This window comes from Aquimarina sp. AWH4_224, assembly GCF_056160245.1.
The window spans coordinates 99,191-111,489 of sequence record NZ_JBSWWU010000008.1 but is presented as its reverse complement, the minus strand read 5'-3'; the positions used below and the strand labels follow the sequence as shown (position 1 = coordinate 111,489).

Annotated in this window: 15 protein-coding genes; 14 read left to right on the top strand and 1 reads right to left on the bottom strand. The window is 35.1% G+C overall.

The annotated features are described in order from the left end of the window. The first annotated feature begins 10 nt into the window (after positions 1-10). The 5 genes from ACXAGJ_RS16215 to ACXAGJ_RS16195 all read left to right on the top strand — a co-directional run bounded on the left by ACXAGJ_RS16215 (position 11) and on the right by ACXAGJ_RS16195 (position 4,375). Positions 11-1,489 (top strand): hypothetical protein, encoded by a 1,479-nt coding sequence (locus ACXAGJ_RS16215; RefSeq protein WP_474841178.1) that lies wholly within the window; start codon positions 11-13, stop codon positions 1,487-1,489. Between the two features lie 91 nt (positions 1,490-1,580). Then, the gene (locus ACXAGJ_RS16210) at positions 1,581-2,015 is read left to right on the top strand and encodes a cupin domain-containing protein (RefSeq protein WP_474841177.1); all 435 of its coding nucleotides are present in this window, start codon (positions 1,581-1,583) and stop codon (positions 2,013-2,015) included. A 116-nt stretch (positions 2,016-2,131) separates the two neighbouring features. Further along, positions 2,132-3,265 carry an FAD-dependent monooxygenase gene (locus ACXAGJ_RS16205; RefSeq protein WP_474841176.1) on the top strand — a complete coding sequence of 378 codons (1,134 nt, stop codon included), beginning with the start codon at positions 2,132-2,134 and terminating at the stop codon, positions 3,263-3,265. A 9-nt stretch (positions 3,266-3,274) separates the two neighbouring features. After that, entirely contained in the window at positions 3,275-3,838 is a 564-nt protein-coding gene (locus ACXAGJ_RS16200) for a hypothetical protein (RefSeq protein WP_473286249.1), read from the top strand. A 15-nt stretch (positions 3,839-3,853) separates the two neighbouring features. Continuing rightward, a complete protein-coding gene (locus ACXAGJ_RS16195; RefSeq protein ID WP_474841175.1) occupies positions 3,854-4,375 on the top strand; it encodes a DUF4269 domain-containing protein in 522 nt (173 codons plus the stop codon). A 29-nt stretch (positions 4,376-4,404) separates the two neighbouring features. Here ACXAGJ_RS16195 and ACXAGJ_RS16190 read toward each other — a convergent pair whose 3' ends face one another. After that, a complete protein-coding gene (locus ACXAGJ_RS16190; RefSeq protein ID WP_474841174.1) occupies positions 4,405-5,067 on the bottom strand; it encodes a class I SAM-dependent methyltransferase in 663 nt (220 codons plus the stop codon). A 147-nt stretch (positions 5,068-5,214) separates the two neighbouring features. On the opposite strand from ACXAGJ_RS16190, the gene ACXAGJ_RS16185 reads away from it, so the two are divergent. From ACXAGJ_RS16185 to ACXAGJ_RS16145, 9 genes are all read left to right on the top strand, one after another. Further along, complete coding sequence (locus ACXAGJ_RS16185) at positions 5,215-6,141, top strand: alpha/beta hydrolase (RefSeq protein WP_474841173.1); 927 nt, start codon at positions 5,215-5,217, stop codon at positions 6,139-6,141. Then, positions 6,141-6,614, top strand: a complete 474-nt coding sequence (locus ACXAGJ_RS16180) for an RNA polymerase sigma factor (protein WP_474841172.1) — start codon at positions 6,141-6,143, stop codon at positions 6,612-6,614. The genes ACXAGJ_RS16185 and ACXAGJ_RS16180 overlap by 1 nt, the downstream gene beginning before the upstream one ends. Beyond that, a complete protein-coding gene (locus ACXAGJ_RS16175) occupies positions 6,604-7,191 on the top strand; it encodes a hypothetical protein (RefSeq protein WP_474841171.1) in 588 nt (195 codons plus the stop codon). The genes ACXAGJ_RS16180 and ACXAGJ_RS16175 overlap by 11 nt, the downstream gene beginning before the upstream one ends. A 71-nt stretch (positions 7,192-7,262) precedes the next feature. Further along, positions 7,263-8,063: a helix-turn-helix domain-containing protein gene (locus ACXAGJ_RS16170; RefSeq protein ID WP_474841170.1), complete on the top strand. Its 801-nt coding sequence runs from the start codon at positions 7,263-7,265 to the stop codon at positions 8,061-8,063. Positions 8,064-8,147: 84 nt separating this feature from the next. Further along, complete coding sequence (locus ACXAGJ_RS16165; protein ID WP_474841169.1) at positions 8,148-9,224, top strand: serine hydrolase domain-containing protein; 1,077 nt, start codon at positions 8,148-8,150, stop codon at positions 9,222-9,224. A gap of 15 nt (positions 9,225-9,239) precedes the next feature. Then, positions 9,240-10,337, top strand: coding sequence for a hypothetical protein (locus ACXAGJ_RS16160; RefSeq protein ID WP_474841168.1), 1,098 nt, complete (start codon positions 9,240-9,242; stop codon positions 10,335-10,337). A 95-nt stretch (positions 10,338-10,432) separates the two neighbouring features. Continuing rightward, entirely contained in the window at positions 10,433-11,260 is an 828-nt protein-coding gene (locus tag ACXAGJ_RS16155; RefSeq protein WP_474841167.1) for a tetratricopeptide repeat protein, read from the top strand. A 109-nt stretch (positions 11,261-11,369) separates the two neighbouring features. After that, positions 11,370-11,741, top strand: a complete 372-nt coding sequence (locus ACXAGJ_RS16150; RefSeq protein ID WP_073314614.1) for a VOC family protein — start codon at positions 11,370-11,372, stop codon at positions 11,739-11,741. 10 nt (positions 11,742-11,751) lie between these two features. Then, positions 11,752-12,273 carry a hypothetical protein gene (locus ACXAGJ_RS16145; RefSeq protein ID WP_474841166.1) on the top strand — a complete coding sequence of 174 codons (522 nt, stop codon included), beginning with the start codon at positions 11,752-11,754 and terminating at the stop codon, positions 12,271-12,273. The last annotated feature ends 26 nt before the right edge of the window (positions 12,274-12,299 follow it).

Below are 12,299 nucleotides of genomic sequence, written 5' to 3'. Positions count from 1 at the left end.
CACATCAAAAATGAAATATTCTGCAGAATGTATGTTGGTGGTATTGGCTTTAGTTTTTAGTCAATGCTCTACCAACAAAAAGAAGGATCCCCAATCAAACACTGAGAATGCTATGGAAGGAAAGACCATTATGGAGGTTACCACATTTCAAATTAATAGCGATGTAAATCCTACTGATTTTGAAAAAAGGGATGCGCAAATAGAAGGTGATTTTACCAGTAAGCAACCCGGATTTATCAAACGCCAAAGCGGTGTTAACAAAAAAGGAGAATATGTGGTCATCGTATACTGGAAGAGTATACCTAACGCTAATGCCTCCATGAATAAGTTTATGAGTGATCCATCTGTTGCAGACTATGCACAAATGATCAATGCGAATACCATGAAAATGTCTAGGTATGGGATAGATAAGGTTTTTAATGCGAATGACAGCCATTTTGTTGAAGTGATGTCTTTTAAATTGGCCCAGGAAACGGATATTGTGCAGTTTAATTCGTTGAATCAAAAAGTAGAAACCGATTTTACCGGAAAACGAAAAGGATTTCTACAAAGACTTACCGGTGTAAATGAAGAAGGTAAACAAGTGGTTGCCGTGTATTGGACCAATAAGGAAGATTCTGATGCTTCGTTAGATGCATTTATGAACAATCCTACTGCCAAAGAATTTATGCAAGATATGGATCAATCTACCATGGCTATGGGAAGATATAAATTTTTGAATATGGAACTAACGAACAAAGAAAAAGTAGTTGCCTTATTAAATAGTTTTAATACAGGAGACAAAACACCGATTTCTTACATCAATCCTCAAAAGTATATTCAGCATAATTTGAGCGTAGGAGATGGACTTGCAGGTTTTGGAGAGATTATGCAGCATGCACCACCACAAGGTTTTAAAGCGAATGTGGTAAGAGCCTTTCAGGATGGAGAGTATGTGTTTACACATACGATTTACGATTTTTTTGGACCTAAAATCGGCTTTGATATTTTTAGGTTCGAAGATGGATTGATCGTAGAACATTGGGATAACCTGATAGAAGTACAACCGCCTAATCCAAGTGATCGCACACAAACTGACGGGGCTACAGATATAACGGATAAAGAAAAACGTGAAAGTAATAAAACCATTGTAACATCATTTGTGAACGATGTTTTACTCAATCATCAAAGTGATCAAATCACGACTTACATCAATCCAACAAAGTACCTACAACACAATCCAGCTGTAGCAGACGGTTTAGAGGGTTTTGGAGCGGCAATGAAATATTTTACAGAAAATGGCTTGGTAATGGAGTATGATAAGCTGCATATGGTATTGGGAGAAGGAAATTTTGTGCTTACCGTTAGCGAAGGAAAATTTGGTAAAGGAGCGCATACCGCTTTTTATGATTTGTTCCGATTAGAGGATGGGCAGATTGTAGAACATTGGGATGTGATTGCAACTATTCCACCAAAATCCGAATGGAAAAATCAGAACGGAAAATTTTAATCTTAACTAAACAAATGATAATTTTAAAGGGCCGTTCTATAGGAATGGTCCTTTATAATTTTTTCAACTATTTTATTTAAAACAAACTAAAATGGAAACACAGGAAATTATAAGAAAAGGAGAAGGAGAGAACTACAACTATGCGCAAGATCATTGTTTTATAAAGCTCTCTTCGAGGCATACGAATGGGGAACTTAGCTTTGTAGAGGATACATTAAAACCAGGATTTTATTTGGGGAGACATCATCATAAGATGATGACAGAGGTCTTTTATATTTTGGAAGGAGAAGTAACCTTGATTTTTGATAACGAAACGATTGTGGGTAAACCGGGAGATACGATCACGGTACCGCCTAACGTATGGCATGCAGCAAGTTGTAAAGAAGGAGGGAAAATGCTAACGATTTTCAAAAATGGTCAATTTGATCTTTATTTAGAGAAACTATCTCAGCTTTCAGAATCTGATTTTGAAAATCCAGAACTTATAAGATCAATCTCTGAGGCATATGATATTTATGAAGAATAGTTTTGTTCAGTTTCGATTACAGGAAATTTGATTAACTTATTGGAAAACGGATAGGTGGATCTTAGCAGAGAGTTTTTGTTTGTTTTATTACCAGAAAAATAAAATTTTTTAAATAGATGAAATATGCAATTATCGGTGCAGGTATTGGGGGGCTAACCACTGCTTTAGCTTTAGAAAAAATTGGAGTAGACTATGAGATTTTTGAAAAGGCACCAAAAATAGATGAAGTGGGAGCTGGAATTTGGTTAGCTCCAAATGCCTTGTCAGTTTTGCAATATTTGGATGTTTTGGACGAGGTAAAAGTAAAAGGAAATACAATCAACCAAATTACCTTGGCAGAGGTAGACTTGGCTCCAATTTCGGATAATGATCAGGATTTTATAGAAGAAGAGTTTGGATTTACCACAATTGCGATACATCGAGCAGCACTACAACAACTGTTGTTTGATAAAATTCCGAAAGGAAAAATACATTTGGGTAAAGCCTTTCAATCCTATGAAGAAGATCCAAATGGAAACATCAAGGTAAAATTTGAAGATGATACTATCATTGAAACAAATTATCTATTAGGTGCCGATGGGATACATTCCAAAGTGAGAAAACAACTTTTTCCAGAAAGTAAAATCAGATATTCTGGTCAGACATGTTGGCGAGGCGTAGCAAATTTTGAAATGACATCCGAATTTCAACATAGAGGGATAGAGCTTTGGGGGAATCAAATACGATTTGGAATATCAAAAATAGCAGAAAACAAGGTGTATTGGTTTGCAGTGGCCCTGGATCGTCCCGATCAAAAGGACAATCGTGATCAATTGCAACAAAAGCTTGTAGAGATGTTTAAGGAATTTGATCCAATGGTAACTCAGTTGATTTTATCTACACCAATAGAGAAAATAGTTCGTAATGATATTATTGATTTGGCTCTTCTGGATCATTGGCATCATGATAATATTTGTTTGATTGGGGATGCAGCCCATGCCACCACTCCTAATATGGGACAGGGAGGAGCACAAGCGATAGAAGATGCCTATTATTTGAGTAAAATGATAGCAAATGATCAGGGTAATAAACACAATTTTAAGATATTTGAAGGGAAAAGAAAGAAGAAAGTAACCACAATCGTTAATCAATCCTGGAGTACTGGAAAGATGGCACACTGGAAATATGGTCAAGGTTTTAGAAACTTTGTGTTGAAACGTGTTCCGAAAAAAGTACTGCAGAAGAAGATGATAGAAATGTATCAAATTTAAAAATTGTATATGGAAGATTTAAACCCAGCTGAAAAAAGTAAATTAAGAAGACATTATGAAAAAATAGGAAACCTAATCGCCATGTGGGGTGGAGGTGTTTTTGTTTTGTTAATAGTTTTTTCGGTAATCCCCATGGGATTAATCCCTAAAAAAAGAAGGGTCGAGATTTCTGATCCTAATTTGACCATGTTTGAGTCTTTGGGAGTACTTCCCACCTTAATCATGATATTTTCGATTTCTGGAGCTTTGGTTTTATACTTGTATTTTTCGTTTAAATATGCGAAATTGAAAAAAGATCTTGAAGAAAAAAAGAAAGTAGTACTTCATGTTAAAGCCAAAAATGTAAACTATAAACAGGGCCCAGGACCGCAAGAAATTGATCTTTATTTTAGTCCGTCATACAACAAAGTAAATAAGGTAACTTTTATAGATGAACCAAGTTTTCCGAGATTACGTAAAGATCAGGAAGTAATACTTTTGTTAACCAAAAATGCGCTGCATCCGCTAGGAATACGACCAAAAACCAATTTGGAAAGTATCAAGAAAATATGGGATGAAGCGGTCAAAAAATAATTGAAAAGTTGAGAGATGAATTTCCTGGATATAACTTATTTGAAGAATGGAAATGAACGTCAGCAAAAAGCGTATACCGACCTTACGCAACTTCAAATATTCGAGAAGTTAAAGAAGTACAACCCAATTTTGGCAGGTACCATACCTATTGGTATTGATCTTCCGAATAGTGATTTGGACATCATTTGCCAATGCAACGATCATACTGAATTTTCATCTACTATTGAACGCTTTTTCTCTGAGGAAGAAAATTTTGAAATACGAACTTATACTCAAGGTCATCTTTTGATAACTGTGGCCAATTTTGACACTGATCATTTTGGAGTTGAAATTTTCGGTCAGGATATACCCACTACAAGTCAAAATGCCTACAGACACATGCTCATTGAGCACGAAATATTGAATAAACAGGATGCAGTGTTTAAAAAGAACATTATCCAATTAAAGAAAGAAGGTTATAAAACAGAACCCGCATTTGCCAAACTACTGGGCTTACAGGGAAACCCTTACGAAGCGCTTCTTAAGATTAAACCCTAGCAAAAATTTTGTTCGTACCACTTGGGGATTTAGAAGACAGTATATAAAATGGTTACCACTACACCTGGATGTTCATCGATACGCGTGGATAGCAACATTTTTTCTTCCTTTACTTCAAAATTAAAGGGAGGAGATAACAATTGCACTCCACTTTGCTTTTTCAAACGAATACCTTGTCCTGTAATAATATCTTTATTTGGTTCGAAATCACCCTCTGGGATATGCTCTGTTAGAATAATATATTTGTATTGATATAACTTCTCAAGAACCCCATGTATTTCGGTATTTGATAAATGTTGTAATACTTGCCTTAGTATAGCACAATCACCTGCAGGCAGATCATCTTTTGCAATATCTAAACAGTGAAATTCTAAATGTGCAGTCTTAAATTGTTCTTCATGGTGAGTAATCAAATCTGGTACAATATCTACTCCAATGTATTTTTGAGTGTAGGGTACCAATTCTTTTCCAACATTAAAATCTCCACATCCCAAATCACATACGGTGATAGGACTTTCAAAAGATCTCAAAAATGAACGTACTGCTGTTAAATAAGGATCAACCATATCGGTATGATGAGACCCGATTCCCGAATAAAAGGCAGCATCATTAGCACCCCAAAGTTGCATCTCATAAATCTGTTTCATAACCTCTTGGGTGGGCCAGGGTTGCTTTTTCCTTTTTTCTTTCATGAGTGATTGCATTGCTACCATGGTAAAAGTAACTAAAGCCAAACAGAGTCTAAACAAATTTTAGCCTTACTTTTTTACCGTTTTTGACATAGTAGGTGTAACATTTTGAGATTCCTTGTATCTAAACGAAAATTTAAAGGAAAAACGATGAAAAAAACACTGGTGTTATTTTGTATACTATTGGTAGCTTCTGTAAGATCCCAAACATTATTTACCAAAGCATTTGGAGACCCAAATAACAAAGCAATTATATTTCTTCATGGAGGACCTGGATATAATGCTGCGAGTTTTGAGAGAACTACCGCCCAAATTCTTGCAGAAAATGGTTTTTATGTGATTATTTACGATAGGAGAGGAGAAGGGAGATCAACAGATAAAAACGCAAAATTTACCTTTGAAGAAACGTTTAATGACTTGAATACTATTTACGATACGTTCGACTTAAAAACAGCAACGCTGATGGGACATAGTTTTGGAGGGATCGTAGCCACGCTTTATGCAAAAAATCATCTGAATAAAGTAGGGTCCGTTGTATTGGTGTCTGCTCCTTTGTCTATGCAGGAAACCTTATCAACGATTGTGAAATCTTCTAAAGAAATCTATATACGAAACAAGGATACTGTTAATCTGAATTACATTAGGATGCTAGAAAAAATGGACAAAAGCTCTATTCAATATAGTTCGTATTGTTTTAGCCATGCAATGCAGAATGGATTTTATCATCCCCAAAAGCCAACAACAAAGGCATTACAGATGTATGCAAACTTTAAAAAAGATCCCGTATTATTAAAGTATGCCTCACAAATGACCTATGAAGCACCAATGGGGTTTTGGAAAAATGAAAAATACACAACGCTTGATATCACCGATATGGTGAAGCATATTCAAACACTGCGTATTTCTATCTTTGGGATATACGGAGAAGATGATGGTCTTTTTTCTGAAATGCAAATAGAAAAAATCAAAAATCTGATAGGCAATACGAATTTTAAGAAGTTTGATCATGCATCGCACAACCCATTTATCGATCGTCAAAAGGAATTTATTGATACCTTAAAAGAGTGGATTAACTAATGGATTTTGAAGAGATTTATAAAACGTATTGGCAGAAGGTATACAGGCTTTGTATGGGGTATGTTAACCATACTGATCAAGCCAAAGATCTGGCTCAAGAAACGTTTGTAAAAGTTTGGCAACAACTCCCCAATTTTAGAGGAGAGTCTGCTATTGGTACCTGGATATTCAGAATTACGACAAATACATGCCTACGGCAAATTCAAAAAGAAAAGAGGATGCCCACATCAGAATTACCACCTCATATGAAGCTTGAAACCTCAGAGGTTACTATCGAAAATCACATTCAGTTTTTACATCAATGTATTTCAGAACTAAAAGAAATTGAACGTATTATCATATCTCTTGAATTAGAAGATATCGATCAGAAAGAGATTGCCAAGATTGTTGGAATTTCAGAAGGGAATGTTCGAGTTAAAATTCATAGAATCAAAGAAAGGCTAACCAAAAAGTTTAAAGAAAATGGATACTAATATAGACTTCAAAAAAATCTGGAATACTCAGGAGGTTCAGAAACTTGAAATTGCAGATCTTTATAAAAAAGCGGATCGGTTGAAGAGACATAAACGTTATCAACTTATGGGCGCAAATACAATACTGTTGATTACTTCTTGTATCATAGGAGGCATTTGGTATCGATTTCAACCCGAATATATTACAACAAAAATAGGACTCGTACTGGCTATTCTTGCCATGATCATTTTTTTGATTCCTTACAATAGATGGATTTCACTACTCAAGACGAATGAGGGATATAATAATAAAACATACCTTAGGCAGTTGATGCAATTAAAGCAAAAACAGATATTTCAGCAAAAGTGGATGTTGAGCATCTATTTTGTAATGCTTTCTTTGGGGATAGCGTTGTATTTGTTTGAGTACGTTTCAAATATGACAAGGTTCTGGGGGATTGTGATGTATACCGCTACCTTACTTTGGATAGGAATAAATTGGTGGTACTTACGACCTAGAGTGATCAAAAAACAAAATGCTAAATTAGACGAGTTACTACAGAAATTTCAAGAATTGAATAATCAAATACAAGAGTAACAGAATAAATGGTTTTTAGTATTGTAGCTTTTGCCTATATTGTTTATGTCAAATTCAACTAGCAACAACGTATGAAGATACTTACCCCAGGGAAATACTACGGAACAAAAAAGTCTGAAGTAGATTTTGACGGGGTTATTTTATCTGAATACGATTACTCTGCTACCCGAACGGATTGGCATTTTCATGAAAACCCTTATTTTATGTACGTTCTGCAAGGAAACTTGTTTGATGTAAATAAAAAGTTGAAGCAAACATGTCAGCCCGGGAGTCTAATTTTTCATAACTGGCAAGAGGCTCATTATAACTCTAAAGAGACTGCATACGCCAGAGGATTTCATATAGAATTTCCGAGGGCTTGGTTTGATACAAAAAAATTAAATATTAACCTTTGGGAAGGAAGCAGTATCGTTGATCACCCCAAATCTCATCATCTGTTGGCAAAGATTTATTTTGAATTCAGATTTCAAGATGTTTATTCAGAATTGTCGATAGAACTATTGCTGCTTCAATTATGCGAAAATATACAGGAGGCGGCACTCTCTAAAAGTAAACAACCTGCTTGGGTGGCATCACTAAGACAAATACTGAATGACACTCCTGATCAAATAACACTTCAATCTCTCTCTGATCAGTTAGGCGTTCATCCGGGACATATTTCTAGGGCGGTGCCAAAGTATTTTGCAAGTTCTTTAGGAGATTATATTCGTCAGCAAAAAATTAAGAAAGCCTTGGCTTATTTGATGAATAAGAACTTTAGTTTAACCGAAATTGCTCACATATGTGGGTTTTCGGATCAAAGCCATTTTACGAGAACTTTTAAAACCTATTTGCAAAGAACACCAAGTGCATTTAGAAAAAATGTACTTTAAGTTGAGGTTTCGGCATAGATGTTAATTTCATTCTATTTTTGCAATGTAGGGAATAGTATTTTGCGATCTCAAAAAACGTAAATTATGTATAAAACATCTTTAATTACCCTTACTGTTTTATTTGCTTTTCAGATGGTTACGGGGCAGCTGGATTTTTCTAAAGTAAACGGTACTCCAAATGAGTATTTTGATAACATGGATAGTGCCATTCAATCCGGAAAATACGAACGAATTACCAGTGTTTTGATCGCACAAAAAGGAAGAGTGTTGTTTGAAAAATATTATAATGGGGCAGATCAAAATAGTAAGCATAATACAAGATCAGCAACAAAGACAATGGCAACATTGCTTACCGGTATTGCGATAAAAAATGGTCATATAAAATCTGAAAAAGATAAGATATTTACCTACCTGAAACATAAGACTCCTGTAGAGCATCCAGACCCCCGTAAGTTAGAAATTACGATAGAGGACCTACTAACGATGAGTTCGATGTTGGAGTGTAATGATTTTAATAGTTTTTCGAGAGGGAATGAAGAACGTATGTACCCCATAGAAGATTGGACCAGTTTTTTTGTTGATCTACCCATCCGATCTTATCCTTTTGAACCCAAACCAGAAGATCAGCCTTATGGGAGATCCTTTAGCTATTGTTCTGCTGGGTCGGCAACAATGGCAGAAATTGTGCAGAAGGCAGTCGGTATGGATGTGGTAGAATTTGCGAAGCAACACCTGTTCGAACCTCTGGAAATTAAAGAATACAAAATTCATTATAACCCAGAGGGTATCTTGAATACCGCTGGAGGAAGTGAATATCAAAGCAGAGATTTTTTAAAACTTATCCAAATGTGTTTAAATGGTGGTACATGGAACGGGCAACAAATTATGGACAAATCGTGGATTCAAAAAGCAACAACTCCCAAAGCTAAGGTACGAGATGGGGTAGAATATGGATATTTGTTTTGGTTAAAATCCTTTGGGAAGGAGCAGCAATACAGTGCGTATGCAATGGCTGGAAACGGAGGGCAAAAGGTATTGGCCATTCCAGAATTAGATGTAGTATTAGTAATTACCACCACAAATTATGGAAATAGAAATGCTCATAATTATACCGATGAGATCATAAATGAGTATATTGTACCTGGAATTAATAATGGATAAAAATTGATAAACTAGATGCGTAAAATAACAGGAAATCTTATTGTAGAAATGCGATTTTTTCTTGTGTTTACTTTTTTGATCATTAGTTTCTGGAGTTCTGCTCAACAATGGGATAATCCGGCTAACAAATACCTCAATTCATATAAAAAATACAGTAAAGCTTCCTGCCCAATACCCAAAAGCCAAATTCAGCATTTTGTTTATTTTTCCAGGGATAGAGGAAAGCTTAAATCGCATGCCATGTTGGATCATCATGCATTTGCAGGAGCACAAATTATGTATTCCTGGAAACAACTAGAACCTAGAAAGGGAGCGTATGATTTTTCGGTAATAGAACAAGATCTTAACTATCTGGAAAAATTTGGTAAGAAATTATTTATCCAATTACAAGATGCTACCTTTTCTGTAAAAAATAAACCGGTCCCAGAATATCTCATGCAGGAAGAGTATGATCAGGGTGCAGTGCTACATCATGAGAATAAAGAACCTGTTGGATGGGTTGCCAAACGATGGAGCAAAAAAATACAAGAACGTTTTGCACTTTTTTTGATGGCTTTGGGGCAGGAGTTTGACGGTAGAATTGAAGGCATCAATCTTCAGGAAACATCTTTAAGTTTCAAAAACAACGAGCATGGCTTTACCGAAGCGAAGTATGTAGATGGAGTAAAAAATAATATGTTGGCTCTGAAGAAAGCATTTCCAAAAAGTACAACAATGATTTACGCTAATTTTATGCCAGGAGAGTGGTTGCCTTGGGAAGATAAAGGGTACTTGAAAGGAATTTATAATTACGGTCAGGAAATTGGTGTAGGTTTAGGAGCGCCAGATTTGATGGTCACCAGAAAAGGGCAATTGAATCATGCGTTGGCACAAATGCATGAAAATACATTGACGGTTCCTGTAGGAATCGCTATTCAAGATGGGAACTACATTGGTAAAACGGGAGCGGACAAAGATTATAACGAAAAAAATGACAAAGGAATAGGTAGAAACAATATTGTACCTATGTTATACGCTTTTGCTTCGGATTTTTTGAAGGTTGATTATATGTTTTGGGTAGATCAAAAACCCTACTTCGAAGAAGATGTACTTCCTTGTTTTTCTGAGAAATAAATCCTTTTCTTTAAGAATTTATCTATTTTTATTATCATCAGGAGTGTTAAAACAAATTTAGCGGTAGTTATAAAACTGCATAAAACCAACTATAGATGAGAACGCTGTCAATTGCATTATTTACCATTTTGGGTTTAGTCTCTTCTTGCAAAAAGAATGAAAAACAAAACCTTAATCTTAAAACCGAAAAAATGACTATTAAATTCACCGATTCTAAAGGGAATGCCATATCCAAAGAAGAATTATCTAAAGCTACCGGAACATTTAATTATGAAATTTATGGAATAGAAAATGTATCTGATCAAGCAAAACTTTTACATAATGTGGCAAGACAATTAGGACAATCTGGAAAATATACTGAGGCAATTGAAAAATTACGAGAAGCTCATAGAGTTGCTCCAAAATGGCCTTATCCTGTGTATGATATGGCATATACCTATCTTTTGCAAGGTGATTTCGATAATGCGTTAAGATATTATAAGTTAACAGATGAATTAGCTCCACGAGGATTTTATACGTCCAAAACGGCACTTCATACCTTGGAAAAGGAAAAAACCGGAGAGTTTCAGAAAGGATTGTATAAATCTTACCTTTCTCTGGAATGGATTCAGGATATACAAGAGAAAAAAGAAATAGTACAATTATTAGTGAATAAGTTTCCCGCGTTTGCCCCGGCATGGAAAGATTATTCAAGTTTTTTAGAAGGCAAAGAAAGGCTAGAAGCAATTGATAAAGGCCTTACAGCTAATCCAGATTCAGAAACAAAAGGAATGCTTCTTATTAATAAAGCTCTTACCATAAATAATGACGGTGATTTTGATGGAGCTTCCGAAATATTAACAAAGGTAATTTTTGATTCCAATACTACTTATGGGAATCTTGAGATGGCGAAATTTGTTTTAAATAATATATCCAATGAATAAAACAAAATGAAAGAGAATTTCACTTTGTAGAAGAAATACATAAGTAAGAGATGTGAAGTAAAAACTTATTTGCTTTGCGTCAAAGATTAACAATCTAAAATATACAAATATGAAATTAGGAGCATTTTCTATTAGCCTTAGTGTAAAAGACATAAAGGCATCCAAAGAATTTTATGAAACCTTTGGGTTTACCGTTTTTGCAGGTGATCCCGCAAACAATTATCTGATTATGAAAAACGAGGATTCTTTGATAGGTTTATTTCAAGGAATGTTTGAGAATAATATTCTTACCTTCAATCCAGGATGGAATACAAATGCAGAACAATTGGATACGTTTGATGATGTAAGAACCATTCAGGAAGAATTAAAATCAAAAGGGATTGAGTTGCAAAAGGAAGTGGATACCACCACTACGGGGCCGGGTAGTATAACGGTTTTTGATCCAGATGGCAATGCTATTCTTATTGATCAACATGTTTAACAACAGTAACATGAAAAAATTAATGTTCTCTTGCCTTTTGGTGATTGTTATTGCTTGTTCACAAACAAAATCGGATCATAAGGATAAGGAATCTACAATAATTGATACGCTCAAGAATGATGAGGAGATAGATCATAGTAAAAATGATGTAACCGAAGAAAACAAGAATGTTTCAAAACCTGGCAAAATAGATCATTATATCTGCTATACAGAAGATGAACAATCTGATTTGGTCATTTGGATTAGTTATGATGATCAGGGTAAAGCCAGGCAGGTAAAGTACAAAGGAATGACGGCTGCTATTAATCTTACTTTTGTGAAGGAATCGGATAATTTAAACCCAGGAGGGCCATATCCAGTGTATGCAAAGTATTATAACGAAATTTACGAAGGAAAGATAAACGGAGTATACAAGCTAACACATTCGGGTAATTGGGATTATGTGGAGTATACCAGAGGTAAAGATGCAAAGGTTTTCAATTTTACCATTGATCATAACGCCGATCCTTACGGAAGTTCGCCTTGTTTTTGAAATCAAACTAATCATAACCTAACAAT